27 protein-coding genes and 1 tRNA gene are annotated in these 26,159 nt (G+C 61.6%); 13 read left to right on the forward strand and 15 right to left on the reverse strand.

The window, feature by feature from the left end:
- The first annotated feature begins 108 nt into the window (after positions 1–108).
- From coxB to NKI58_RS15500, 6 genes are all read left to right on the forward strand, one after another.
- Positions 109–924 carry a cytochrome c oxidase subunit II gene (gene coxB, locus NKI58_RS15475; protein WP_023678900.1) on the forward strand — a complete coding sequence of 272 codons (816 nt, stop codon included), beginning with the start codon at positions 109–111 and terminating at the stop codon, positions 922–924.
- 91 nt (positions 925–1,015) lie between these two features.
- Positions 1,016–2,785, forward strand: a complete 1,770-nt coding sequence (gene ctaD / locus NKI58_RS15480; RefSeq protein ID WP_023678901.1) for a cytochrome c oxidase subunit I — start codon at positions 1,016–1,018, stop codon at positions 2,783–2,785.
- Positions 2,782–3,486, forward strand: coding sequence for a cytochrome c oxidase subunit 3 (locus NKI58_RS15485; protein WP_023678902.1), 705 nt, complete (start codon positions 2,782–2,784; stop codon positions 3,484–3,486). Before ctaD ends, NKI58_RS15485 begins: the two co-directional genes overlap by 4 nt.
- Positions 3,487–3,499: 13 nt before the next feature.
- Positions 3,500–4,222 (forward strand): heme-copper oxidase subunit III family protein, encoded by a 723-nt coding sequence (locus NKI58_RS15490; protein WP_023678903.1) that lies wholly within the window; start codon positions 3,500–3,502, stop codon positions 4,220–4,222.
- A 10-nt stretch (positions 4,223–4,232) separates the two neighbouring features.
- Positions 4,233–4,637, forward strand: a complete 405-nt coding sequence (locus NKI58_RS15495; protein ID WP_023678904.1) for a cytochrome C oxidase subunit IV family protein — start codon at positions 4,233–4,235, stop codon at positions 4,635–4,637.
- Positions 4,638–4,781: 144 nt separating this feature from the next.
- Positions 4,782–5,255, forward strand: coding sequence for an aminoacyl-tRNA deacylase (locus NKI58_RS15500; protein ID WP_023678905.1), 474 nt, complete (start codon positions 4,782–4,784; stop codon positions 5,253–5,255).
- Positions 5,256–5,321: 66 nt separating this feature from the next.
- Here NKI58_RS15500 and NKI58_RS15505 read toward each other — a convergent pair whose 3' ends face one another.
- The 5 genes from NKI58_RS15505 to tig form a co-directional block, all read right to left on the reverse strand.
- The gene (locus tag NKI58_RS15505) at positions 5,322–6,134 is read right to left on the reverse strand and encodes a DUF2189 domain-containing protein (protein WP_023678906.1); all 813 of its coding nucleotides are present in this window, start codon (positions 6,132–6,134) and stop codon (positions 5,322–5,324) included.
- Between the two features lie 316 nt (positions 6,135–6,450).
- Entirely contained in the window at positions 6,451–7,383 is a 933-nt protein-coding gene (locus NKI58_RS15510) for a heme o synthase (RefSeq protein ID WP_023678907.1), read from the reverse strand.
- Between the two features lie 146 nt (positions 7,384–7,529).
- Entirely contained in the window at positions 7,530–7,883 is a 354-nt protein-coding gene (locus tag NKI58_RS15515) for a c-type cytochrome (protein ID WP_502898825.1), read from the reverse strand.
- Positions 7,884–8,095: 212 nt separating this feature from the next.
- The gene (locus NKI58_RS15520) at positions 8,096–8,617 is read right to left on the reverse strand and encodes a hypothetical protein (RefSeq protein WP_023678909.1); all 522 of its coding nucleotides are present in this window, start codon (positions 8,615–8,617) and stop codon (positions 8,096–8,098) included.
- Between the two features lie 160 nt (positions 8,618–8,777).
- A complete protein-coding gene (gene tig / locus NKI58_RS15525) occupies positions 8,778–10,253 on the reverse strand; it encodes a trigger factor (protein ID WP_023678910.1) in 1,476 nt (491 codons plus the stop codon).
- 343 nt (positions 10,254–10,596) lie between these two features.
- Here tig and NKI58_RS15530 point away from each other — a divergent pair.
- Positions 10,597–10,681, forward strand: a tRNA-Leu gene (locus tag NKI58_RS15530).
- Between the two features lie 91 nt (positions 10,682–10,772).
- On the opposite strand, the gene NKI58_RS15535 is transcribed toward NKI58_RS15530, so the two are convergent.
- Complete coding sequence (locus NKI58_RS15535) at positions 10,773–11,357, reverse strand: GDYXXLXY domain-containing protein (RefSeq protein ID WP_352587907.1); 585 nt, start codon at positions 11,355–11,357, stop codon at positions 10,773–10,775.
- A complete protein-coding gene (locus tag NKI58_RS15540; RefSeq protein ID WP_352680110.1) occupies positions 11,354–12,472 on the reverse strand; it encodes a DUF2157 domain-containing protein in 1,119 nt (372 codons plus the stop codon). The genes NKI58_RS15535 and NKI58_RS15540 overlap by 4 nt, the downstream gene beginning before the upstream one ends.
- Positions 12,473–12,694: 222 nt before the next feature.
- On the opposite strand from NKI58_RS15540, the gene NKI58_RS15545 reads away from it, so the two are divergent.
- The 5 genes from NKI58_RS15545 to NKI58_RS15565 all read left to right on the forward strand — a co-directional run bounded on the left by NKI58_RS15545 (position 12,695) and on the right by NKI58_RS15565 (position 15,490).
- A complete protein-coding gene (locus NKI58_RS15545; protein WP_023678913.1) occupies positions 12,695–12,835 on the forward strand; it encodes a DUF1127 domain-containing protein in 141 nt (46 codons plus the stop codon).
- Positions 12,836–12,883: 48 nt separating this feature from the next.
- Complete coding sequence (locus tag NKI58_RS15550; RefSeq protein ID WP_023678914.1) at positions 12,884–13,024, forward strand: DUF1127 domain-containing protein; 141 nt, start codon at positions 12,884–12,886, stop codon at positions 13,022–13,024.
- A 379-nt stretch (positions 13,025–13,403) separates the two neighbouring features.
- A complete protein-coding gene (gene trmFO, locus NKI58_RS15555; RefSeq protein ID WP_352635493.1) occupies positions 13,404–14,813 on the forward strand; it encodes a methylenetetrahydrofolate--tRNA-(uracil(54)-C(5))-methyltransferase (FADH(2)-oxidizing) TrmFO in 1,410 nt (469 codons plus the stop codon).
- Positions 14,814–14,883: 70 nt separating this feature from the next.
- Positions 14,884–15,174 carry a type II toxin-antitoxin system ParD family antitoxin gene (locus NKI58_RS15560; protein WP_352786490.1) on the forward strand — a complete coding sequence of 97 codons (291 nt, stop codon included), beginning with the start codon at positions 14,884–14,886 and terminating at the stop codon, positions 15,172–15,174.
- Positions 15,158–15,490 (forward strand): type II toxin-antitoxin system RelE/ParE family toxin, encoded by a 333-nt coding sequence (locus tag NKI58_RS15565; protein ID WP_198023610.1) that lies wholly within the window; start codon positions 15,158–15,160, stop codon positions 15,488–15,490. Before NKI58_RS15560 ends, NKI58_RS15565 begins: the two co-directional genes overlap by 17 nt.
- 86 nt (positions 15,491–15,576) lie before the next feature.
- On the opposite strand, the gene NKI58_RS15570 is transcribed toward NKI58_RS15565, so the two are convergent.
- From NKI58_RS15570 to yajC, 4 genes are read right to left on the reverse strand one after another with little or no spacing between them, the layout of a single operon-like run.
- A complete protein-coding gene (locus NKI58_RS15570; protein WP_502896954.1) occupies positions 15,577–16,404 on the reverse strand; it encodes a phytoene/squalene synthase family protein in 828 nt (275 codons plus the stop codon).
- A 25-nt stretch (positions 16,405–16,429) separates the two neighbouring features.
- Positions 16,430–16,819, reverse strand: a complete 390-nt coding sequence (locus NKI58_RS15575; protein WP_352786489.1) for an Mth938-like domain-containing protein — start codon at positions 16,817–16,819, stop codon at positions 16,430–16,432.
- 45 nt (positions 16,820–16,864) lie between these two features.
- Positions 16,865–19,417 carry a protein translocase subunit SecDF gene (gene secDF, locus NKI58_RS15580; protein ID WP_352786488.1) on the reverse strand — a complete coding sequence of 851 codons (2,553 nt, stop codon included), beginning with the start codon at positions 19,415–19,417 and terminating at the stop codon, positions 16,865–16,867.
- A gap of 51 nt (positions 19,418–19,468) precedes the next feature.
- Complete coding sequence (yajC, locus tag NKI58_RS15585) at positions 19,469–19,810, reverse strand: preprotein translocase subunit YajC (protein ID WP_023678921.1); 342 nt, start codon at positions 19,808–19,810, stop codon at positions 19,469–19,471.
- Between the two features lie 291 nt (positions 19,811–20,101).
- Here yajC and NKI58_RS15590 point away from each other — a divergent pair, with 291 nt between their 5' ends.
- Positions 20,102–20,977, forward strand: coding sequence for an ATP-binding protein (locus NKI58_RS15590; RefSeq protein WP_352786487.1), 876 nt, complete (start codon positions 20,102–20,104; stop codon positions 20,975–20,977).
- 96 nt (positions 20,978–21,073) lie between these two features.
- Here the strand turns inward: NKI58_RS15590 and NKI58_RS15595 are convergent, their stop codons facing one another.
- The 4 genes from NKI58_RS15595 to serS form a co-directional block, all read right to left on the reverse strand.
- Positions 21,074–22,606 carry a peptidoglycan DD-metalloendopeptidase family protein gene (locus NKI58_RS15595; protein WP_352786486.1) on the reverse strand — a complete coding sequence of 511 codons (1,533 nt, stop codon included), beginning with the start codon at positions 22,604–22,606 and terminating at the stop codon, positions 21,074–21,076.
- A 316-nt stretch (positions 22,607–22,922) separates the two neighbouring features.
- Entirely contained in the window at positions 22,923–23,588 is a 666-nt protein-coding gene (locus NKI58_RS15600) for a protein-L-isoaspartate(D-aspartate) O-methyltransferase (RefSeq protein WP_352786485.1), read from the reverse strand.
- Entirely contained in the window at positions 23,585–24,343 is a 759-nt protein-coding gene (surE, locus tag NKI58_RS15605; protein ID WP_352786484.1) for a 5'/3'-nucleotidase SurE, read from the reverse strand. Before surE ends, NKI58_RS15600 begins: the two co-directional genes overlap by 4 nt.
- A gap of 244 nt (positions 24,344–24,587) precedes the next feature.
- Entirely contained in the window at positions 24,588–25,895 is a 1,308-nt protein-coding gene (gene serS / locus NKI58_RS15610) for a serine--tRNA ligase (RefSeq protein WP_352786483.1), read from the reverse strand.
- Positions 25,896–26,159: the final 264 nt, after the last annotated feature.

Below are 26,159 nucleotides of genomic sequence, written 5' to 3' on the forward strand. Positions count from 1 at the left end.
GCCCTTCCCACAGCCGGCTCTAGAATTTTCATCGCAAATCAAGTTATGATGCACTTGGTATTTCCCGGGACGGCTTGCGCCGCTTGGAATACCGGGAGGAACCGGGACATGGCCGTTGCGCTTGTACTCGTTCTGATAGTCGTGGGCTCGGTGTTGTTCCACTTCCTGAGCCCATGGTGGTGGACGCCGATTGCCTCGAACTGGGACTATATCGACAACACCATCATCATAACTTTCTGGATCACCGGTGTCGTCTTCGCCGCCGTGGTTCTTTTCATGGCCTATTGCGTCTTCCGCTTCCGTCATCGGGAAGGCAATCAGGCGGCATATGAACCTGAGAACAGGCGGCTCGAATCCTGGCTGACGGTCGTCACCGCGGTTGGCGTCACCGCTTTGCTCGTTCCAGGCCTGTTCGTCTGGAGCCGGTTCGTTAACGTTCCAAGCGACGCAACCGAGGTCGAAGTCGTCGGCCAGCAGTGGCAATGGAGTTTCCGCCTCCCCGGCAAGGACGGCAAGCTCGGCACATCCGACACTCGCGACGTCAACGCTGAAAATCCACTCGGCGTCATCGCCACCGATGCCAACGGCCAGGACGATGTCGTAGTGGAAGCGGCCGACCTGCACCTCCCGGTAGGCAAACCGGTCAAGATGCTGCTCCGCTCGGTCGATGTGCTGCACGATTTCTACGTGCCGGAATTCCGCGCCAAGATGGACATGATCCCGGGCTCGGTCACCTATTTCTGGTTCACTCCGACCAAGACGGGGACCTTCCAGGTCCTGTGTGCCGAACTCTGCGGCCAGGGACATCCGATGATGCATGGCGTGGTCATGGTCGATACTCAGGAAGACTATCTGGCGTGGCTTGGCCAGCAGCAGACTTTTGCGCAGCTGTCCGCCCCCCAGCAGATGGGCTCGGCAGAGTAGGAAACCGGAACGACGGCGCGCCGTCGGGATTGAAATTAGTGTGGCAAGCCCGAACTGTCGGGCTGGCCGAAAAGGGCACGGAGGTGTTCCTATGGTCGATATCACACCTGCAGATGCGGTACCGCCGGCCGAAGTCGCGGAAATGGAACTCTACCATCCGCACAGCTGGTGGACGAAATACGTTTTCTCGCAGGACGCCAAGGTCATCGCCATCCAGTATTCGGCGACGGCGACAGCGATCGGCATGGTCGCGCTGGTGCTATCCTGGCTGATGCGGCTGCAACTCGGCTTCCCCGGCACATTCGACTTCATCACCCCGGAAGCCTACTACCAGTTCATCACCATGCACGGCATGATCATGGTGATCTACCTGCTCACGGCACTCTTCCTGGGCGGCTTCGGCAACTATCTGATCCCGTTGATGGTTGGTGCTCGCGACATGGTCTTTCCCTATGTCAACATGCTGAGCTACTGGATCTATCTGCTCGCCGTGCTGGTCCTGGTGTCGAGCTTCTTTGCGCCCGGCGGACCGACGGGTGCCGGCTGGACGCTCTATCCGCCGCAGGCGATCATGACCGGTACGCCAGGCGGCCAGGACTGGGGCATCATCCTGATGCTTGTCTCGCTGATCCTGTTCATCGTCGGCTTTACCATGGGCGGCTTGAACTATGTCGTGACGGTGCTGCAGGGGCGCACGCGCGGCATGACGCTGATGCGCCTTCCGCTTACTGTCTGGGGTATTTTCACCGCCACCATCATGGCGCTGCTCGCCTTCCCGGCGCTGTTCGTCGCCTGCGTGATGATGCTGCTCGACCGGGCGCTCGGCACCAGCTTCTTCATGCCGGCGATCGTCGAGATGGGCGAACAGTTGCAGCACGGCGGCGGCAGCCCGATCCTGTTCCAGCATCTGTTCTGGTTCTTCGGCCATCCGGAGGTCTACATCGTGGCGCTTCCGGCCTTCGGCATCGTATCCGACCTGATCAGCACCCACGCGCGCAAGAACATCTTCGGCTACCGCATGATGGTCTGGGCCATCGTCGGCATCGGCGCGCTGAGCTTCGTGGTCTGGGCGCACCACATGTATGTCAGTGGCATGCATCCCTATTTCGGCTTTTTCTTCGCCACAACGACATTGATCATCGCCGTCCCAACAGCCATCAAGGTCTACAATTGGGTGCTGACGCTGTGGCGCGGCGACATCCACCTCACCATACCGATGCTTTTTGCCTTGGCCTTCATCGTCACCTTCGTCAATGGCGGGTTGACTGGGCTATTTCTTGGCAATGTCGTCGTCGACGTTCCGCTATCGGACACGATGTTCGTCGTCGCCCATTTCCATATGGTCATGGGGGTTGCCCCGATCATCGTAATCTTCGGCGCGATCTATCACTGGTATCCGAAGGTCACCGGCCGGATGCTGAACGAGACACTGGGCCGGTTCCATTTCTGGGTCACCTTCCTCGGCGCCTATCTGATCTTCTTTCCCATGCACTATCTCGGCTTGATGGGCGTGCCGCGGCGGTACAACGAATTGACCGACATGACGATCATGACGGAATCGGCCCATCACCTGAACTCGTTTATCAGCATCATGGCTTTTATAGTCGGTTTTGCTCAGATTGTGTTTCTGTTCAATCTCATCTGGAGCATCCGCCATGGCCGTGAGGCTGGCGGCAATCCGTGGCGGGCAACGACGCTCGAGTGGCAGACGCCCGAAACACCGCCCGCCCACGGCAATTTCGGCAAGGATCTGCCGATCGTCTATCGCTGGGCCTATGACTACAGCGTACCGGGAGCCAAGGAGGACTTCATACCGCAAAACGTTCCGGGCTCCTTCGCGCCCTCCAGGGAGCCGGCATGAGCGTAATCCTGGTCTTCCTGCTCGTGATCGCCGGTATTGCCGGGTGGTGGCTTTCCCATCAGCGGCTAATGACGAAACCGTGGCTCGAGCAAGGTATGATCGGGGATTTTGTCGCTCTGGACCGATCGGCGCTGCCGACCGCAAAGATCGGTCTCGGCGTCTTCCTTGCCGTCGTCGGCTGCCTGTTCGCGCTGTTCACCAGTGCTTACTTCATGCGCATGGCGCTGTCGGATTGGCGGCCGCTGCCCATCCCGCCCCTGCTCTGGCTTAACACCGGCGTACTGGTCTTGAGCAGCATTGCGATACAGTGCGCTTCGCTCGCGGCGCGCAAGGGTCAAGTGGATATGGTCAGGCTTGGCCTCGCCACCGCTGGACTCACGGCGCTCGTCTTCCTGATTGGACAGCTTGTGGCATGGCGGGAACTGAGTGCGGACGGCTATTTTCTGGCATCCAATCCGGCCAACAGCTTCTTCTACCTGCTAACGGGAATGCATGGCCTGCATATACTGGGAGGACTGGTCGGGCTGGGCAGAACGAGCGTCGGCGCCTGGAACGGAGCGCAGCCGCAGCGGCTTCGCCTCAGTGTCGAGCTGTGCGCCATGTACTGGCATTTCCTGCTTTTCGTCTGGCTCGCCATCTTTGCGCTTCTGGCCGGCTGGGCTTCGACTTTAATCGACATTTGCCGAGGGTTGCTGACCTAGGAGGAACGGGCGGATGGCAGAGACGACACTGGCCCACATCGGCCGAACAGAGCCGCGGCCCGCAGGCTGGCAAGGCATCGCCGCCGACTGGTCCTCGGATCAGCGGGCGTTCAAAAACGTGTCCTGGGGCAAGGCCATGATGTGGATCTTCCTGCTCAGCGACACGTTCATCTTCGGCTGCTTCCTGCTCTCCTACATGACCGCGCGTATCTCAACACGCGTGCCGTGGCCCAATCCGAGCGAGGTCTTCGCCCTGCGCATCGGCGGCTCCGACATTCCACTGATCCTTATCGCCATCATGACCTTCGTGCTGATCTCGAGCAGCGGAACGATGGCCATGGCGGTCAATTTCGGCTACCGCCGCGACCGCCGCAAGACGGCAGTGCTGATGCTCTTGACCGCAGCACTCGGCGCGACCTTCGTCGGCATGCAGGCCTTCGAATGGACCAAGCTGATCACCGAGGGCGTGCGGCCTTGGGGCAATCCTTGGGGCGCTGCCCAGTTCGGCGCATCCTTTTTCATGATTACCGGCTTTCACGGCACGCACGTGACGATCGGGGTGATCTTCCTGATCATCGTGGCGCGAAAGGTCTGGCGCGGAGACTACGACGTCGGACGGCCCGGCTTCTTCACCAGCCGGAGGGGCCGCTACGAGAACGTCGAAATCATGGGGCTTTACTGGCATTTCGTCGACCTGGTCTGGGTGTTCATTTTCGCATTTTTCTATCTTTGGTGAGAGGCAGGACATGGCTGAAGCAACCGCAAACGGCCTGGGACAGCATGCGCTGGACAGCGCCCGTACCCATGATGCGACGACGACCGGGTTTACCCCGGCGGAGGTTCATCAAGAGCACCCGATCAAGCTCTATCTGGTGGTCTGGGCCTGGTTGTTCATCCTCAGCACCTGCTCCTATCTGGTCGACTATTTCGGTCTCCACGGCTATCTCAGATGGTCGCTGATCCTGATCTTCATGATCCTCAAGGCAGGGCTGATCGTCGCCATCTTCATGCACATGGCCTGGGAACGGCTGGCGCTGACATATGCAATCATCCTGCCGCCGGTGCTGGTGCTGGTGTTCGTGACGATGATGGTCTTCGAAGCGGACTACACGCTTCTCACCCGAATGGCGTTTTTCGGGGCCGGGCCCTGACATGCAATCCGGATCCAGGCGGTCCGGTCCTGGAGCCTTCGCCTTGAAACAATCCACGGCTGGTCCATTTCTGTTGGTATCGGAAACGACAGGCAATGCCGGCGTTTCCACATGCGTCGCGAACACCAGCAAGGGGCGCCCAAGATGACCATCGCAAACAGACTGAAGGACTTCATCGACAGAAAAGGAATTTCCTACGACACCGTCGAGCATCACCGCACGGCGACAAGCAGACAATCCGCCATTGCGGCACATGTGCCTGGCAGCATAATGGCCAAATCGGTGGTCGTTCACCACGACCGTGGCTACGCGCTCGCCGTGGTTCCAAGCACGCACAGGATAGAACTCGCGACATTGCAGGATGTCATGGACAAGCCTCTTGGACTTGCCTCCGAAGACGAGGTGGTCTCGTTGTTCGGCGATTGCGATGTCGGCGCTGTGCCGCCGATCGGCGCTGCCTATGATGTGCCAGTGGTCCTCGATGAAAGCCTCGGCGACGCTCCCGAAGTCTATTTCGAGGGCGGTGACCATAGGACGCTGGTGCATGTGAGCGGCAAGGATTTCCGCGACCTGACAAAGGACGCGCGCCAGGCCCGTTTCAGCCACCCGGCCTATTGAAAGCTCTGCCCCACCCTGCCCGCACCGGCACTTTCACCGGTGCGCGCAGGGCAGGTTTTTTTCAGCTCACGGTCTGGTGGCCGGCGGCGATTCCACAACTTTCCGATAGACATGCCAGGTCGCATGACCAAGGATCGGCAGCACGACTGCCAACCCGGCGAACACTGGCAGCGAGCCGACGATCAGGGCGACGGCGACGATAAGGCCCCACACGGCCATCACGATCGGGTTGGCCAGGACAACGCGCACCGAGGTGTGGATGGCTTCGTAGGCGCCGACATCGCGGTCGAGCAACAACGGGAATGCGACGACCGTGGTGCACAACACAACCGCGGCGAACACGAAGCCGATGGCGTGACCCAGGATGATGAGCGTCCAGCCGCGTCCCGTGGCGAATATTTCACTGATGAAGCTGGACAGCGATTGCGGCGGCGCCGGGCCGAACAGGGTCTGGTAGAATATCTGGGCCGTCAAAAGCCAGGCGATAAAGATCGCAAGCAGCATGACGCCGACCGCTGCAATAGCCGGCAGTGCCGGAGAACTCCTGACTTCAAAGGCGTGCCTCCACGAGGCGTCGAGCCCGGCTTCCCGTCGCCGGCTGATCTCATAGAGGCCGATCGCCGCGAACGGACCAATCAGTGCAAAGCCGGATACAAGCGGAAACAGCAATGGCAGCGTGTTGTTACCTGATGTCCAGACAGCAAGCACGACTCCCGCAATCGGATAGATCAGGCAGAGAAAAACGATGTGCGACGGTTTGACCATGAAATCATCGACGCCACGCCTGAGCGCATCAAAAAGATCGGAGACACCGATTTTTCGAATTCTGGTGTGTTCCAGCGTCTCGCTGGCGCCTGCTATCACGTGAAAGCTTGCCATGACCATTCCTCCAGACCAGGTCCGGTAAGGTCGCGTTTTACGGTGCTGCCGTTCTGCATGATTGGCCCACGCAAACCGCGACCTGCACCATGATCAATATACTCTCATGCGGGGGACTTGTCGCGCTTTGTAGGAAGGCCCGGGAGTAGGAGCTCCCGGGTAGCCTGACTAGCTACGGACGCCGTTCTTCGATATGCTCTTCTAGTCGAAGGTGAAGGTCATGGACGGAAGGACAGTTCTCATACTCGGCCTTGGCGTCATTATTCTGCTGTTGCTGGGATTTTGTGCTCTGCCAACGTGATGTTTTGAGCCGGGGTCAATAGTCGGCTGAAGCGATCACTCGCATTACAATGGTGTCGGCAAGCAACGCCGCAAATATTGCGAAAAGATAGACAATCGAATACGCAAACAGTGCCTTTGCCGGCTTCATCTCCTTGTCGGCGACGAGAACCTTCCAGGCCTGCCAAATGAAACCTGCACCCAACGCGGCTGAAACGGTGCCGTAATATCCGCTCGCGAAGCCGAAGCCCCAAGGAAGCACGCCGATTGGCGCCAAGAGCAGCGAATAGGCGAAGATTTGTTTTCTGGTCGAGTGCTGGCCGGCCACATTCGGCATCATCGGGACCCCCGCCGCGGCATAGTCACCGACCTTGAAAAGGGCCAGCGCCCAGAAATGAGGCGGCGTCCAGAGGAAAATGATCAGAAACAGGATGAGACTTTCAATGCCGATTGCGCCGGTTGCAGCAGCCCACCCGATCACCGGAGGAAGGGCGCCTGCCGCGCCGCCTATGACGATATTCTGTGGCGTCGAGCGCTTCAGCCACATCGTGTAGATAACAACATAGAAAAAGATGGTGAACGCCAACAACGATGCGGCGAGCCACCCCACCAGCACGCCGAGCGTCATGACCGACAGTGCGGAAAGCACCAGACCGAAGCTGAGAGCTTCGCCAGGCGTGACGCGACCGGACGGAATTGGTCGCTTGGACGTGCGAGACATCAAGGCGTCTATGTCTGCGTCGTACCACATATTGAGCGCGCCGGCGGCTCCCGCTCCAACCGCGATTGCGCCGATGGCAATTACGGCGATAACTGGATTCATCACGCCGGGCGCCATCATCAGGCCGACGAAGGCAGTAAACACGGCAAGCGCCATGACGCGTGGCTTCAAAAGCGCAAAGAAATCACCCGCCGTCGCCTCCGAGAGGCGGATGCCGGTATCCTTGAGACGGCTTTCTTCAGTCGACATTCAGACGACCACCGATGGGAATGGCAGCCTAGCCGGCCAATGTCTTTTTTGCAACGAGCCGCCCTCCCACCGACACTGCCGGCAGATTGCGGCCGAGGCTATGCCTCGACCTGTTTGCTATGCCAAGATCCGGCGGAAGAGCCGGGCTATGTGGAGAATTGCTTCAGATAAGCAATGACGTTGGCGATGTCCTCGTCTTTCTTGAGGCCGACAAACGCCATCTTGGTTCCTTTGACCATCGCCTTGGGATCGCGAAGGTAGGTCGTCAGCGTGGCTTCGTCCCATTTAACGCCGGATTTTCCGGCCTCGGTCATAGCCTTGGAATAGCTGAACCCTGGATGCGTGCCGGCCGTTCGGCCGATGACGCCGTTCAAGGACGGACCGATCTTGTTCTGATCCTTGTCCGCGATATGGCAGACCTTGCATTTGGCGAAGACCTTCTCACCCGCCGCGGCATCCTGTGCCCGCGAGGGGCCGGCAATGACGGTGGCGACGGACATGATGATGAAAAACACAATGGCACGCATGGCATTTCCTCCCTGATCGCCAATTTGCCCTGGCTGACCTGCACAGGCCGACATTTAGTCCGCTGGCATGCGCTCTTGAATGGCAGAACGGATATCCAATGCCTGGGGTTGCGGCACCTACATACCACAGAACCCGGCCGGCAGGTAGAGTTCGGCCATGCAAAGGTTTAATGCGGACAATCTGCTCAAGGCAATTTGGTGTTGCAGCTGGCGGCGATCCGGCCGATCGCCTCTTCAACTCCGGTGAGGTCAAACTCGGCTTTGCCGCGCCCCGACAGCAGCCCGAACCGCCAGGACAGCAGCAGCCGGTCCGCGGAAATCAGTCGCCTGATGCCGTCGGCACCGTCGCGGACCAGCATTCTGCTGCGCGGGCCGACCGACCAGCTTTCGTTGAGCTTGCCGGATTGGCCGACAGTCACCGACATGGCGATGGTTCGGCTGGCGGAAACGGTGTCGCTCAGTTGCAGCCATTCGCTCCAACGCGGTTCGCCGGCTGTCCGGCAGGCGATCGTCAAAACCGGGCTGTAGCTCAATGCGCCGCCACCGGTGATGAGCTTGTTGGTCGCGTAAAGCGAGGCGGTGACAAGGCCATCGCTGCTCTTGTCGAACCGCCAGTTGTCGAGAACCGTATCAGCCTGGGCAATGCCGCAGACCGACGCAAGCAGGAACGCCGCCGCCACGCTTCCGATACCGAAGAACTGTCTCAACGATGCCTCCAACAACCGCTGCGGTCAGCAACCCAGCGCAGATAATCATCAAAGCTTCATATCGCTACCTCGACCGCCAGATGCGTGAAATCCGTTGCGTCTGCGCCACAACGAAAAAGGCCGCCTCGAGAAGGCGGCCTTTCGGAATTCAGCAGGGACGTTATTCAGCGTCCTTGGCGGCCTTCTTCTTCGGCGCGGCCTTTTTCTTCGGCTCTTCAGCGTCGTCGTCGGCCTTCTTGGTGTCCGCTTTTTTCGCAGCCGCCTTCTTCGCCGGCTTGGCCTTGGTTGTCTCCGTATCCTCGTCGTCGGCCAGCAGCTCTTCCTTGCTGACCTTGACATCGGTGACCGAAATCTGGCCGAGCAGATGGTCAACCACCTTCTCTTCGAACATCGGCGCGCGCAACGTGTTCAGCGCTTCGGGATTATTGCGATAGAATTCGAAGGCTTCCTGCTGCTGGTTGGCCGGATAGCGACGCACCTGCTCGAACAGGCCGCGCTGCAATTCCTCGTCCGTCACGGTGACGCCGGCCTTCTCGCCGATTTCGGCGAGAACCAGGCCGAGACGCACGCGGCGCTCGGCAAGCCGCATGTATTCGGCACGCGCTTCTTCTTCCGTCGTCTCTTCGTCGGCAAAGGTGCGCCCAGCAGCTTCGAGGTCGCGGTTGACCTGGTTCCAGATGTTGTTGAACTCGGCCTCGACGAGCTTGGACGGCGCCTCGAACGAGTAAGCAGCGTCGAGCTGGTCGAGCAACTGCCGCTTGACTTTCTGGCGCGTTATCGAGCCGAACTGGTTCTCGATCTGACCGCGCACCACCTCGCGCAGGCGCTCCAGCGATTCAAGGCCGAGATTTTTGGCCATCTCGTCGTTGATCTCAAGCGCACCGGGCTTCGACACTTCCTTGATCGTCACGTCAAAAGTGGCTTCCTTGCCGGCCAGATGCGCCGCCTGGTAGTTTTCCGGGAAGGTAACCGTGACCTGCTTCTCGTCGCCGGCCTTGCTGCCGACCAGCTGGTCCTCGAAGCCGGGGATGAATTCCTTCGAGCCGAGCACCAGCGGCTGATCGGTGCCGGCGCCGCCGCCGAAGGCTTCGCCGTCGATCTTGCCGACATAATCGATGGTCACGCGATCGCCCTCGGCGGCCTTGCCGGTCTTCGGCTCGTAAGTGCGGGCGGATTCAGCGACACGCTTGACCTGCTCGTCGATCTCTTCATCCGGCACGTCGAACACCTGGCGCGTCACCTTGATGTCGGAGAAATCCTTGATCTCGATCGGCGGAATGACCTCATAGTTCAGGCGGAACTCGAAATCGGCACCGCCTGCCAGGATCTTCTCGGCTTCCTTCTCGTCCTCGGTCATGATCACTTCAGGCTGCATGGCGGCCTTTTCGCCGCGCCCGGTGATGATCGAACGGGTCGAATCATTGAGAATCTCGTTGACCACTTCGGCCATGAATGATTTGCCGTAGACCTTGCGCAGATGCTGCACCGGCACCTTGCCGGGGCGGAAGCCGTTGATGCGGACCTTGTTCCTGGCGTCGGAGAGCCGCGCCATCAGCTTGGCTTCCATGTCACCGGCCGGCACGGTGATCTTGATCTCGCGCTTGAGACCGGAGTTGAGCGTTTCGGTGACCTGCATCATAAAACCTTTGTTTCCACCAATGAGGCCGTCAAACGGCCCCTGCCGTTTACAGCCTGCCGGTATGATCTTGCCGGGAATGGCTTTTGGTGCGGGACTTGGCGATCTGTCCGCTCAACGCGGCACAAATCCTCCAGAAATACGCTCCAAAATGTGAATAAGTCTTTGTTTTTCCTACTTCTTATCACATTCTGCAGAAGCGGATCGTCGCGTCCCGTCACATTCGACACGCCTTTTGTCACAGGCGCGGCCGATTTTCAACCATCTTTGCATTCCGGCCAAGGATGCCGATGTGGGCTCTGACATTGACAGAATGATGGCTACATGGGATTGGCCGGGCAATGCGGATGTGGCGGAATTGGTAGACGCCCTGGATTTAGGTTCCAGTGCCGAAAGGCGTGGGGGTTCGAGTCCCTTCATCCGCACCATCCTTCGCTCTTCGAGCTTCGGGTGGCAGGCCACTCGAAGCTCCTCCAAAGCCTTGGCGAAGGAGGATCATTGCCAAGGCCGTAGCGCGATCTAGTAAAGCGGCTCCTCGAACAGTGTCTTGTCGCCGTCCACCAGCGCCTTGATCTGCGCGGTGCCGTTGGCCGCAATCGCCACCCGGATGCCGAACGGCCGCACCCGCATGTCGTTCTGGATCGCCATCCCCTCGCCTTCCGGCAGATAGAAGCGCTCGATGCCGTAATCCGGCGCGATCGTCGTTGCTCCCTGGCTGATATTCCAGCCCTCGGAGACGTGTCCGACGATATCGGCTTCATCGGATGCTGCCGGCGCCGGCGCTTGCCCGAACCAAGCCGCGGTCGGCCCCCAATAGCCGTCGGCGCCCTGCTTCAGCCTGACCACGATCGACGTTTCCTCGCTGGAAAGCTTGCCGGCCGGAATGTTGCCGATCAGCTTCACCGGTATGCGCGAAATATCGTAGCCGAGCAGAATGTAGTCACCGCGCAAGAGATCGCGCGGATCGATCGGCTCGACCCTGAGCAGGACCTGCTTGCCATCGCGCAGGATCGCCGCGCGTCCGGCGATGATCCAGCTCAGAAAGCCGATCTGGACGAGCGCCAGGACCAGCGCCGAGATGATCAGTCTTTTGCCGGTCATCATGCCGCCGCTCCTGTCATGTTCGAGGCGTTCATGCGCTTTTCTATGCGGATGATAATGAAAGCAAGAACGGCGAGAAGCACCGCCGCCGCAAGGAAGAAGCCTGCCGTGTCGAGCATTGATTGCAGCATCACCACATAGATGATGGCGAGTTCGAAGGCGAAGCCCGCATAGGCAATCCAGCGCAGTCCCCGGCTCTCGCGGCCGCCCAGCACGATCGCCGCGACGATGCCGGCCAGCGCAACAGCCGAGGCAATGGCGAAGCCGCTATTGTAGCTGCTTTCATCCGCCAGTTCGAATTGGATCATCGCCAGGCCGGTGAGAAAGCCGATCAGCGCGTGCAAGGGCAACCTGCCGCCGAGTTGCAAAACCCTCTCGACCGGCCCGGCAGCAAAGATCGCAGCGGTAAAAAGCAGCACCGATGCGGCAACGAGCGGGATGGCGACTTGCAGCGTGTCGTATTCCATGGCCAACAGCACGAGGTAGAAAAGGACCGACAGGATGATCAGGTGGCGCGCCGCCTGGCTGCGCGTCCAGAACGAAACGGCGAACAGAATTAGCGCCATGACCACGAAGAGATGCGGAAATTCCGTGCGCCGGAAGTAGTCGAACCCTCTCAGGAACAGCCAGGCATCGGCGATGCCGACGGCAGCGACGGTCAGCGGGTTTGAGCGCAGCGCCACCGCCGCCAGCGCCGTGCCGGCGCCCCAGGTGATCAAGGCCGAGGCCTCGTCGCCCGACAAATGATACATCTGGCCGATCAGCGCGATCGAACCGCCGAATGCCGCCGCCGCGACGATCCACAGTGCTTCGCCGATCGCCGCATGGTCGCGCATCTTCAGCACCGCGCCGCCGACATAGCCGGCAAGGATAACGGCAAAAAGTGCCGCGACCCGCACCAGCCGCGGGATGACTTCCCAGTTGGCGGCGATAAAGATCAGGATAGCCGCGCCGAACAGCAGCGCCGCCATCATCGCCAGGATCGAGCCGAAACTCAGCGATTTGCGTTCGTTTGCCTCGACGTCGCGCGTCAGCGCATCGGCTGTCGGCGCGTCGATCAGGCCAGCCTGCTGCCATCGCGCGATATCCGACCTGACCCGTGACGAATAGCTCGCCATGCCCCTCCCCCTTTGCTTGGTCCTTTTAGCTCGTCCGGCCAAGCGTTTGACCTAACGGCATTTTCCGATCTGGGCGGAAAACCGGACGCGCGTTAATGCTGCATTGCACAATTTGCATTGCTGCCATGCACCAATAGCGCTTTTAAATCGATATAACCTCACCTATTTTCACGGTGCACACAAAGACGGAATGATCCGAAAGAAAGACGAAACGAGACTACCATGAACCTGATCCGCAACTATCGCAACTGGCGCCGCTATAGGGACACCGTGTCCGAGCTGAACCGCCTGAGCACCCGTGAACTGACCGACCTCGGCATCAGCCGCAGCGACATTCACTACGTCGCCCGCAAGGCGGTCTAATCCTTCGGGCCGCAAATGGTCCGAACCAGTTTTGAAAAGAGAACGACAATGAACCTGATCCGCAACTATCGTAACTGGCGCGTCTACCGCGAGACGGTTACCGAGCTGGGTCGCCTGTCGAATCGCCAGCTCAACGATCTCGGCATCGTCCGCGACGAGATCAAGATGGTCGCTCGCAGGGCGATCTAACAACAAGAATTTCGCCAGGGTCGACCTCCTCCCCGACCCTGACGGATACGGTCAGCCTTCACCTCCTCCCGAGGGTTGACCACAAAAACGGCGCCCGCCGGACCTCCTCCCCCGGCGGGCGCTGTTTCCAGGTTGTTTCTAAAAGGGTTTCGCGCCCTTCAAATGGCGAAAAGAATTTCGTTAAAGCCGACCTCCTCCCCGGCAATGACGAATACGGTCGATCTTCACCTCCTCCCGAGGATCGACCAACAAAACGACACCCGCCGGATCTCCTCCCTCGGCGGGTGTTGTTGTTTTGGGCGGTCTTTCCTAGGCAGCCCACTTGCGGTGCGATCCCTGGCAATTGCAATCCTCGCGCCAAGCGACTATTTCGGCGCTCATGGACAAGAACCCCATTCACGTTATCGGCGGCGGACTTGCCGGCTCGGAAGCCGCCTGGCAGGCGGCCGAAGCCGGCGTTCCCGTTGTCCTTCATGAAATGCGTCCCGTCCGCGGCACCGATGCGCACAAGACCGACGGGCTGGCCGAGCTCGTCTGTTCCAATTCCTTCCGCTCCGACGATGCGCAAACCAATGCCGTCGGCCTGCTGCACGCCGAAATGCGGCTGGCCGGTTCGCTGATCATGAGCGCCGGCGACGCGCATCAGGTGCCGGCCGGCGGTGCGCTGGCCGTCGACCGCGACGGATTTTCCGAAGCGGTGACCAGAAAGCTCGAAGCCCACCCGCTCATCACCATCCAGCGTGAGGAATTGCCCGGCCTGCCGCCGGCGGACTGGGACCAGGCGATCGTTGCCACCGGCCCGCTGACGGCGCCGTCGCTCGCCCAGTCGATTGCGGACGCAACCGGCGCCGACGCGCTCGCCTTTTTCGATGCCATCGCCCCGATCGTCCATTTCGACACGATCGACATGGATATCTGCTGGTTCCAGTCGCGCTACGACAAGGTCGGTCCCGGCGGCACCGGCAAGGACTACATCAACTGCCCGATGGACAAGGAGCAGTACCTTGCCTTCATCCAGGCGCTGGTCAACGGCCAGAAAACCGAATTCAAGCAGTGGGAAGGCACGCCCTATTTCGACGGCTGCCTGCCGATCGAGGTGATGGCCGAGCGCGGCGTCGAGACATTGCGCTACGGGCCGATGAAGCCGATGGGGCTGACCAATGCACACAATCCGTCTGTAAAGGCCTATGCCGTCGTCCAGCTTCGCCAGGACAACGCACTGGGCACGCTTTACAACATGGTCGGCTTCCAGACCAAGCTGAAGCACGCCGAGCAGGTGCGCGTATTCCGCACCATTCCCGGGCTGGAAAACGCCGAGTTCGCGCGCCTAGGCGGCCTGCACCGCAACACCTATATCAATTCGCCGACGCTGCTCGATGCGTCGCTGCAGTTGAAATCGCGGCCCGGCTTGCGTTTTGCCGGCCAGATCACCGGCTGCGAGGGCTATGTCGAGAGCGCCGCCATCGGCCTGCTTGCCGGACGTTTCGCGGCCGCCGAAAGGCTTGGCCATGCGCCGTCGCTGCCGCCCTTGACCACCGCTTTCGGCGCGCTGCTCAACCACATCACTGGTGGCCATATTGTCTCCGACGACGAGCCGGGAAAGCGCTCCTTCCAGCCGATGAACGTCAATTTCGGTCTGTTCCCGCCCGTGGACGCGCCAAAGATCGAGGGCAAGCGGCTGCGCGGCAAGGACAAGACGGTCGCCAAGCGGCATGCGGTGACATCGCGCGCGCTCGCCGACTGCCGCGAATGGCTGGGGCTGCCTTTTCGGGCGGAAGCGGCGGAGTAGCTCCCTGCTTGCGGATTGCGGGGCGCAGAAGTAGGATAACATCCTACTTTGTATCGCGAGGCCAAATTCCATGGAATCCGCTGAGAAACTGTCAATCACCGTAACGCCCGCCATGGCGCGTATGATCCGCGAAAAGGTTGAAGACGGCTCCTTCGGTTCGGCCAGCGAAGTCATCCGCGCAGCGCTTCGCGCCTTCCAGCGCGAGGAGGAAGAACATGCCGAGCGCATGGCCTCGATCAGGGCGCGTGTAAAGGCGTCGATCGAGGATACGAGGCCTGGCTATACCGGAGATGAGGTGCGCGATCATCTCCGAGGACTGTTTGCTCGGTATTCAGGCCGCGCTGATGATTCAGCGGCTTGAGGTCGACTACCGTGAAACCGCCAGAAACGATTTGGCTGACATTTTCAAGCACATCATCGAGGCCGGCGGAAATCCGGACATAGCGCTGAAATTCGTGCTTCGAATCGAAGATCGCTGCCGAAGCATCGGCAATGCACCGCGTGGCGGCCGGCCGCGCGATGACATTGCACCAGGGTTGCGAACGGTGCCGTTCGAGCACTCGGCTATTATCGCCTATGTTGTCAGCGACGATCTTGTTCGCATCGTCAACATCTTCTACGGCGGTCGCGATTATGAGACGCTGATGCGCGATGGCGGATCGAGTAATCCATCGTGATGAAAAACTACTCGGCCGGGGCGCTGCTCGCCGCCTGCAGTCCAGGCTTAGCGGCCTCCCCGGACTTCCTCATTGGTCATCAGCCTTCATGCGGCCGGCCAGCCTCGCGTCGCTCGCCGGAACAAAAGCCAATGCCGGCGCAGGACGGAGAGCCGAGCCATATCCTTGAGAGGCGAGCGGCGGGCAGTCTCCATCTTGTCGAGATAGGCGCCCGTCAGCGCCAGCGGCAGAAACGCCGGACGCAGTGAAACCGGCAGGGTGGACGCCCCCTGCTCGAAGGCGGAAAGATGTTCCCGTGCCAGCGCGATCATCGCGGCGACAGCACGTTGCGCTCCAGACCCACCATCGCCCGCAACGAACTCTTCCGGCGACGATCCCGCCGCGGCCAAAATGTCGGCCGGCACAAAGCACTGTCCCCGCTTGCGATGCAGCGGCAGCAGAAGCAGGAGACCGGTCATCGCCTGCGCACAACCTGCCCTGCCGGCAAGTTCGGCAAAGCGCGGTGCTTCGACCGGATCGAGCACCATCGCCGCAAGCTGGATAAGCGCGGCGGCAGTCTCGCCGCAATAGCCTTCGAGGTCGGTGCGCGACGGCATCGGGTCGTCATAGAGATCGAAGATGCGCGCTTCGAGCATATTGTCGAAAGCGGCCTTGGGCAGGCGGTGAGCGGAAATAGTCGCCCACAGCGCGTCCGCCACGGGATGGCCGACCTTAGTCCGATCCTCTTCGGCGGCGATGAAGTCTCGCCACCATTGCAGCCGCACCTCGCCCGGCAGCGCCTCGTGGATGCGATCGCGTATGCCGGCGATTTCGGCGTTGAAGGCATAGAGCGAAAACAGCGCGTCGCGCTTGTTCTCGGGCGCGTAGAGCACGCTGAGATAGCGGTCATGGTCGGCGGCACGCACCGTCTCCATGACGAGTTTGGTGTTTTCGGCCACGTCAGTCGACAGCAATGAGCGCTGCGGCCACGGCGCGGTTTTCCGCCAGCAGCACATTATAGGTCCGCACCGCCGCCCCCGTCGACATCGGATCGGCGGAAATGCCCGCTTCTTTCAGTGCCGTACGCAGCGCTGCAGGCAATGGCCTCAGATCCTTGCCGCTGCCGACCAGCAGGATCTCGACCTTGGCGGCCTCGTTGAACAGCTTGGTGAAATCCGCTGCCCTCAGCGCCAGCGGATCGGCCGGCTCCCAGCCATAGATGCCCGAAGGCAGGCACAACAGCGAGCCGCGATGCGACATGTCGGCAAAGCGGAAACCGCCATTGCCGTAAGCCTCGATCGGTGCGCGGCCGGGGAAATGCGCCTCGCGGATGACGATGCCTTTGGCCACTGGTGGTCCGATTCTAACTGGCGCGGCAAGCCGTGCGGCAGGCCGTCAGGTGGCTATGGCTTTGCCGCCGCCCACCGGCTTTTCCTCGTCCGACGCCGCGGCCTGCGGCCGCAACTTGAACAGGATGAGCAGCGGCGCGGCGATGAAGATCGACGAATAGGTGCCGAACACGACGCCGAACAGCATGGCCATGGTGAACGAGCGGATCACCTCGCCGCCGAACAGCACCAGCGCCAGCAGCGCCAGGATCGTCGTCACCGAGGTAAGCGTCGTCCTCGACAGCGTCTCGTTGATGGCGTTGTTCAGCAGTTGCGGCAGCGGCATTCGCTTGTATTTCCGCAGATCCTCGCGAACACGGTCATAGACGACGATCGTATCGTTGAGCGAATAACCGATGATGGTGAGGATCGCCGCCAGCGACGACTGGTTGAATTCGAGGCCGGTGATGACGAAGAAGCCGATCGTCATGACCACGTCGTGCACGGTCGCAACGATGGCGCCGACCGCGAACTGCCATTCGAAGCGGAACCAGACATAGATCAAGATGCCGAGCAGCGCGACAAGCATGGCGATGGTGCCTTGCTTGGCAAGCTCGCCCGAGACCGTCGGCCCGACGACTTCGACGCGGCGGAAATCATACTGGTCCTGCAGCTCGCCGCGCACCTTGTCGATGACGGTCTGCTCGGCGTTCTCGCCGCCCTCCTGCGTACCGACGCGGATCAGCACGTCGTTCGGCTCGCCGAACTGCTGAACCTGCACCTCGCCGATATTGAGTTCCGTCAGCCTGCCGCGGATGTCGGCCAGATCGGCATTGCCGGCCTTGGACTGCACCTCGATCAGTGAGCCACCCTTGAAATCGATGCCGTAATTGATGTCGATGGTCATGAAGCCGATGACCGACAGCACCGAAAGCACGCTGGACAGTGTGAACGTCCAGCGGCGGATGCCCATGAACGGAATTTTCGTTCCCGGCGGAATGAACGTCACTGGCGCCCGCGGCAACTCCTTCGGACGGGCGCGGCGAAGCCAGATCGACACCAGCAGGCGGGTGAAGGTGAAGGCGGTGAAGACCGTGGTCAGGATGCCGATGGCATAGGTGACGGCAAAACCCTTCACCGGCCCGGTTCCGAGCCAGAACAGCACCACGGTTGCGATCAGCGAGGTCACGTTGGAATCGACGATGGTCGCCAGCGCCTTGCTGAAACCGGTATCGATCGCCTGAATGACCGAGCGGCCGGCACGTCGCTCCTCGCGGATGCGTTCATAGATGAGGACGTTCGAATCGACCGCCATGCCGATGGTCAGCACGATACCGGCGATACCAGGTAGGGTCAGCGTCGCTCCAAGCAGCGACAGCAGCCCGACGATCATCGCAACATGCACCGCCAGCGCGATGTTGGCGAGGAAGCCGAGGAAACCGTAGGCGACGAACATGAACGCCACCACCAGGATTGACCCGATGATGCCGGCGACCTTGCCGGCATGGATGGAGTCCTGGCCGAGGCCAGGGCCAACCGTGCGCTCCTCGATCACGGTGAGGGTCGCCGGCAAAGCGCCGGCACGCAGCAGCACGGCGAGGTCGTTGGCGCTCTCGGCAGTAAAATTGCCCGAGATTTGGCCGCTGCCGCCAAGGATCGGTTCGCGGATCTGCGGCGCCGAAATCACCTGATTGTCGAGGATGATGGCGAACAGCTTGCCGACATTCTGCGATGTCGCCTGGCCGAACCGCGTCGCTCCCCTGGAATTGAAGGTGAACGAAACCACCGGCTCGTTGGTCTGGGAGTTATAGGTCGCACTCGCTTTGTCGAGGTCTTCACCCGAGACGATGACGCGGTTCTCGATCAGATAGGGAACGGGCGGATCGTCCTGCGAATAGAGCACCGAGGACCCCGCCGGCGGGCGGCCCTTGAGCGCATCCTGCACCGGCATCGACTGGTCGACCATCTGGAAGGTCAGCTTGGCGGTCTGGCCGAGGATCTCCTTCAGCCGCTGCGGATCCTGCAGGCCCGGCACTTGGACCAGAACGCGATCGTCGCCCTGCCTTTGCACGATCGGCTCGGTGGTGCCGAGCTCGTTGACGCGGCGACCGACGACCTCGATCGACTGCGTCAGCGCCGCCGAGGTGCGGTATTTGATGCCGGCATCGGTGACGGTGAACTTGAGCAGGCCGGGCTGGGATTCATCCAGTGTCATCTCCCGGATGGAGCCGCCGCTGAACAGGCCAGCTTGCACCGGATCGGTTAATGTCTTCAACGCATTCTTGGCGGCATCGACCTGATTGGCATCGGTGATGCGGACCTGAACGCTGCGGCCCGATCCGGAAAGGCCGGTATACCCGACCTTGGCATTGCGCAGCAGCGTTCGAATTTCGTCGCGCGTCGTCTCCAGCTGGTCCTTGATCAGATCGTTCGGATCCATCCTGAGCAGGATGTGCGAGCCGCCCTGCAGGTCGAGGCCGAGCGTCATCTGCCGCTTCGGCACCCAGTCGGGCAACTTGGCCAGCGTGCTGGCGGAAAAAAGGTTGGGCGCAGCGAGGACCACTGTGGCGGCCACGGCCAGCCAGATCAGGATCATCTTGAAGCGCGAAAAATAAAGCATATGGCGTCGTCCGTCCGGGCGTACTGGCGGATCGTTCCGCCGACAATTCGGTTATTTCTTGGCGTTCTGGTTCGCCACCGGCTCGCCCTTGACGCGCACGTCGGCGAGCGTCGAGCGCAGCGCCGTCACCTTGGTGCCGCCGCCAAGGTCGATCTCGAGCTCGTTATCGTCGATCACCTTGGTCACCTTGCCGACCAAGCCGCCGCCGGTGACAACGGTGTCGCCGCGACGAACCGCCGCCAGCATCTCGCCGCGCTTCTTTAGCTGCGTACGCTGCGGCCGGATGATCAGAAAATACATGATCACGAAAATCAGAGCAAACGGCACGATCTGGATAAACATTGCGGACGAGTCCCCGCCGATGCCTTGGGCGTATGCCGGTGTCACGAACATCGAGGTACTCCTGAATTTTAAAAACAGCCGCCAAACCGTTCTGGGAATTTGACGGCCCCGCCAAATTTGGCCGGAATATAGTCGGTAACGTTGCCAATGCAACTGCGCGGCCGGGCAAATCGGCTGCTTTTCCGGCCTGGTGAGCCGTGTTACAGGGTGATCCCGAAAAGCGACGCTCGGTTTTCGCAAAAGATCATGGCCGAACAAATGCTTGGGGCGAGTTTCGAAACCGCTGAAATCAGGTAGGTTGCGCTGCCGCACCGTCCTGAACGCGAAGCAAAAAGACAAGAGATGACCGACAGTACCATCGATATCCTGAGCCAGAAGCTCGACCGCCTGATCGAGGCGGTCGCCCGCCTCGCCCCGCCGCCGGTGCCGCAAACCGACCTCGGCGAGGCCGATTGCTTCGTCTGGCAGGCCGATCCCGGCTATCTGGAGCCGGTGCGCAAGGTCAACCGCGTCGACATCGGCCTGATCCGCGGCGTCGACCGCGTCCGCGACATATTGGTCGACAACACCGAGCGCTTCGCCTCAGGCTATGCTGCCAACAACGTGCTGTTGTGGGGCGCGCGCGGCATGGGCAAATCGTCGCTGGTCAAGGCGGTGCACGCCGCGGTCAACGCTTCGGCCAAGCTCGACCTGCCGCTCAAGCTTATCGAGATCCATCGCGAAGACATCGACACGCTGCCGAAGCTGATGGGACTGCTGAAGGCGGCACCCTTCCGCTTCATCCTGTTTTGCGACGACCTGTCATTCGACCACGACGACACGTCCTATAAATCGCTGAAGGCAGCTCTTGAAGGCGGCGTCGAGGGCCGCCCGGCCAACGTCATCTTCTACGCCACCTCGAACCGGCGGCATCTGTTGCCGCGCGACATGATCGACAATGAGCGCTCGACGGCGATCAATCCGTCCGAAGCGGTCGAGGAAAAGGTTTCGCTGTCGGACCGTTTCGGCCTGTGGCTTGGCTTCCACAAATGTTCGCAGGACGAATATCTCGACATGATCGACGGCTATGTCCGCCATCACGATCTCGCCATCGATCCCGAGACGCTGCGCGCCGAGGCGCTGGAATGGGCGACGACGCGCGGCAGCCGTTCGGGCCGCGTCGCCTGGCAGTTCACCCAGAATCTGGCAGGCCGGCTCGGCAAATCGCTGAAGGATTAGCCGCTCAAGGACTAACAGCAGAGGAAGCCCGCACCTTGCGGAGCGGACTTCCTCGGCGGGCTGAAGGTCAAGTGGCCCGCAAATCGCTTCCGTCTTCTATTCGAGATAGGTCGAAGGATCGACCGGCGCCGAGTTCTTGCGCACTTCGAAATGCAGTTTCGGCGAGTCGGTGGTGCCGCTCATGCCGGACAGGGCGATTTCCTGGCCGCGCTTGACCTTCTGGCCGCGCTGCACCTCGATCGAGCTGGCGTGGCCGTAGACGGTGACCAGACCGTTTTCGTGCCGCACCAGCACCGTGTTGCCGAATTCCTTGAGGCCGTCACCGGCATAGATGACGACGCCGTTTTCAGCTGCCTTGACCGGCGTCCCCTCGGGCACGGCAATGTCGACGCCGTCCTTGCCGCCGCCGAAGCTTGAGATCACGCGGCCGCGCACCGGCCAGCGCATCTTGCCGATGCCGGTTGCGTCCGGAGCTACCGCATCGTCGTCCTCGGCCTGCTGGATGACTTTCGCGTCCTTCTTTGGCGGCGTGTAGGAGGCGAGCGTCTGCGTCGGCGTTGTCTTGGCCGGCGGCTGGGTGGTGGCCGTCGTCACCGGATCGACCTTTGCCGGCTTCACGCCGGCGACGACAGCGGTTCCGCCTGCCGGCACTTTCAGGGTCTGGCCGATCTTGAGCAGTCCATCCTGCATGCCGTTCGCCTGCTTCAACGCGACGACGCCGACGCCGGTCTTTCTGGCGATGGCAGACAGCGTATCGCCTTGCTGTACCGTGTAAGTGCCGCCGGCACCGGCCGGCTTGGCCGTCGCCGAAGCCACTTTGGGCGCGGTCTTTCCATCCTTCGGCTGGCTCGCGGCAGCCGAGGCGTCCACCTGCGCGGCAGACTTGCCTTCCCTGAGCTTCGGTTGCTGCGGCAGCACGGCCACCTTCTCCGGCGCGTCGGCCGGCTGGTCGTGCCTGGTGCCGTTCGCGGGCTTGGCGTCGGCGACTTTCGGCGTGGTGCCGTTGCTCGAATACGCATAGGCCGGGATGACGAGCTTCTGGCCGGTCTTCAGCCCCTTGGTCGCGCTCAGCCCGTTGACTTTCATGATGGCATCGGCCGGCACGCCGTAGCGCCGAGACAGGCCGGAAATGGTCTCGCCGTCCTTGACGACGATCTCGGTTGCATGCGGTGCGCCGGCGGCCGTCGCCATGCGCGGCGCGTCGGGCTCGGCGTTCTTGAACGGCCTTGCCGCCGGAGCGACGGTGCCGGTTGCCGTCCTGTCGACACGAGGAGCGGCAGGCGCCATCGCCGGCGCGGCAGCGGCACGCACCGGCCGGGCGGCGGGGGCCAGGGCGGGAGCCGGCGGTGGCAACTGCTGCGCCGTAACCGGTTCGAGGCTTGAGCGGCTGACCGACTGGGTGTGGCTGCCGTCGATCGGCGCGGCCGCAACATCGCCCGGATAAGGCTGGGCAGCATCCTGCTTGTCGATGATGGCGCGCTGGTTGTTGGTCGAGGCGGTGAACACGTCATCGACGCTGTTGAACCGCGCCACCTGGGAACTACACCCCGTCGCAGCGCCTGCGATCATGAGGACGGCGCAGCCACGCGCCAGATTGCGTCCGTTTGCCTTCAAAACACTGAATTGCATCGCACTAACCCGCACAGACCCGGTACAACTGAGTGTGATTAAAGCGCGTTAATGTTACCGGTCGGTTAAACCTGTAGAATCAGACGCAAATTTTCTTAAAATATTCGAGGATCGAGCGCCGGGTGTGTCGAGATTCAGGTCAGGCCGAGTCGAGAAGGGTGGGTTCCGAGGACCGGAGCGGAGCGTACTTTTGGGTACGTGAGCACCGGCCTACGCCGGCCATGCCGCGACCTCTCATGAATGCTTCGGCCGGCGAAGGCCGGAAGCGGATGAAGCCGCCATTTGCAGGCCGGCCTAACCTGAATATCGACACACCCTAGATCACCGCGGCGACACCGTGCAGGATCGGCTGCAGGCGCACCAGGCCGATATCCTCGCGTTCGAAGCGGCTGCCGACCTTGGTCAGCTTGGCCAGCACCTGCTCGCCTTCGTCGGGTCCGATCGGCGCGATGACGATGCCGCCGCTCGACAATTGGTCGAGGAGAAAGCGCGGCAGGCTGTCGAAGGCCGCCCAGGCGACGATGCGGTCGAACGGCGCTTCGTTGGCCAGCCCGTTGGAACCGTCCGCCTGGCGCACGATGACATTGCCGATGGCGAGCGCCTCGAGCCGCTGCCGGGCCTGTTCGGCCAGCGTCTTGTAACGGTCGATGGTGACGATCCGCGCGGCAAGCCGCGACATCACCGCCGTCGTGTAGCCGGACCCGGTGCCGATCTCGAGCACCCGGTTGCCCGGCTCGATGGCAAGTGCCGCGATCACCGCCGCCTGCAGGTCGGCGCCTTCGATGGCCTCGCCGCATTCGATCGGCAGCATACGGTCCGACCAGGCGATCGAGTGGAAATGCGGAGACAGAAAGCCGCGCCGCGGCGTCGCCTCGAAGGCGGCGATCAGCGCCTTCGGCACCGTGCCCCTGCCGCGCAGGCGAAGCAGGAAGGCAGCGAAACCTTCGCGCTCGTCGACCGTTGCAGCGTGGTTCAAGTTCATGCGAGCGCCTTGGCCAGTTGATCGCGGATTTCATGCGCGGTGAGATCGAGCTGCAGCGGCGTCACCGACACCAGCCGATTGCGCAAGGCATGGAGGTCGGTGCCTTGCTTGCCCTCGACCGGCTCGCGGCCGAAGCGCAGCCAGTAGTAAGGCAGGCCGCGCCCGTCGCGCCGCTCGTCGACCCACAGGCTGTGGACCAGCTTGCCCTGCGAAGTGACCACAGTGCCGGCGATCTCTTCCGGCGCGCAATTCGGAAAATTGACGTTGAGCAGCACGCCGTCCGGCAACGGCATGGCGACGAGCTTTTCGAGCAGGGCCGGCGCCAGCGTTTCGGTGGTCTCGTAGGGAACGACGCGGTCCTCGCCGACATAGGAATAGGCCTGGCTGATGGCGATCGATCGCACGCCGAGCAGCGCGCCTTCCATGGCGCCGGCGACCGTGCCCGAATAGGTGACGTCGTCGGCGATGTTGGCGCCGGAATTGACGCCGGACAGGATCAGGTCAGGCGCTTCGGGCAGGATCTTCTTCACGCCCATGATGACACAGTCGGTCGGCGTTCCGCGCACCGCAAAGTGCTTTTCGCCGATTTTCCTGAGCCGCAGCGGCTCCGAGATCGACAGCGAATGCGCATAGCCGGACTGATCCTGTTCCGGTGCCACCACCCAGACGTCGTCCGACAGCGTGCGCGCGATGCGTTCGAGTGATGCAAGGCCCTCGGCATGGATGCCGTCGTCGTTGGTCAGGAGGATGCGCATGAGACCGCCTTTGCAGAATTGGATTGACGGCAGCGCTCTACGATACCCCCCTCTGTCCTGCCCTCTTTGCCACCACTTGACATCTCCCCCTCAAGGGGGGAGATCGGCAATACCGTAGCCGCCGCCTTCCTTGCTACGCCAACAGTTGGCGAAAGCTGTGATGACGGCGCAATCTCCCCCCTTGAGGGGGAGATGTCCGGCAGGACAGAGGGGGGCGCGAAGGAACGCGGGGCCGACAATCTTGTCACTTCGATGATTCGATCTTTGCGAGACCGCCCATGTAAGCCCGAAGCGCTTCAGGAATGGTTACGCTGCCGTCCTCGTTTTGGTAATTTTCGATGACGGCAATGAGAGCGCGGCCGACGGCGGTGCCCGAACCGTTCAGCGTGTGGACGAAGCGGTTGCCCTTGCCGTCCTTGTCCTTGTAGCGGGCGTCCATGCGCCGCGCCTGGAAATCGCCGCATACCGAGCACGACGATATCTCGCGATAGGCATTCTGGCCGGGCAGCCAGACCTCGATGTCGTAGGTCTTGCGCGCGCCAAAGCCCATGTCGCCGGTGCACAGCGTCATGGTGCGGAACGGCAGGCCGAGCCGCTTCAGCACCTCCTCGGCGCATTCGGTCATGCGCTCATGCTCGGCAACCGAAGTCTCCTGGTCGGTGATCGACACCAGCTCGACCTTGTAGAACTGGTGCTGGCGCAGCATGCCGCGCGTGTCGCGCCCGGCCGAGCCCGCCTCGGAGCGGAAGCACGGCGTCAGCGCCGTATAGCGCAGCGGCAGTTTTTCGTGCGGCATGATCTCGTCGCGAACGAGATTGGTGAGCGGCACTTCGGCGGTTGGGATTAGGCCAAGCCTGCCGTCCCCGTGCCGAACGAAGAATAAATCCTCTTCGAATTTCGGCAGTTGCCCGGTCCCGAAAAGCACCTCGTCGCGCACCATCAACGGCGGCTGGATCTCTATATAGCCGTGCTCGGTGGTGTGCAGATCCAGCATGAACTGGCCGAGCGCGCGTTCCATCCGCGCCAGGCCGCTCTTCAGCACCGTGAAGCGCGAGCCGGAAAGCCGTGCTGCCCGCTCGAAATCCATCATGCCGAGCGCTTCGCCGATCTCGAAATGCTCCTTCACCCAATTCGGCCGCGTCGGCACCTCGCCGACAACGCGCTTGACGACATTGTCGTTCTCGTCCTTGCCGACCGGCACGTCGTCGAACGGCACGTTTGGCAGCACCGCCAATGCATCGGTCAGCGCCTTGTCGAGCTCGCGCTCGCGCGCCTCGCCATTCTGGATGAAGGCCTTGATCTCGCCGACCTCGGCCTTCAGCCTTTCGGCAAGAGCTGCATCGCCCGAGCGCATGGCATTGCCGATCTCCTTCGATGCGGCGTTGCGGCGTTCCTGCCTGGTCTGCAGCTCGGTCAGATGCTCGCGCCGCGCCTCGTCCCGCGCGATCAAATCATCGACCGTGGACTGCGCATCCTCAGCCGACCACGAGCGCTTCTTCAGCGCTTCGACAAGGGCCTTCGGGTTGTCGCGAATCCATTTGATGTCAAGCATGGTCTGTTCGTCCTCGGCACGGCGGTTTCGGGGCAAGGAAATGCCCAAAACAAAGACCAGAGGGCGTAAACCGCATCGATACAAGACGTCAAGGCAGAGTTCCTTCGCGCCGACCTCAGGTAGGCAGCACGCGCAACGTTCGATCGAAAGAACCCCGGAAACAAAAACCCGCCTCGAGAGGCGGGTTTTTGGAGCCAATTGGCACCATACTTAAATTAGTAGCATAGCTGCCGGCACAAAGCAAGAACAAAGTTGCCATGGCCG

The organism is Mesorhizobium sp. M0522, from assembly GCF_040321085.1.
In the GTDB taxonomy this organism is placed as follows: domain Bacteria; phylum Pseudomonadota; class Alphaproteobacteria; order Rhizobiales; family Rhizobiaceae; genus Mesorhizobium.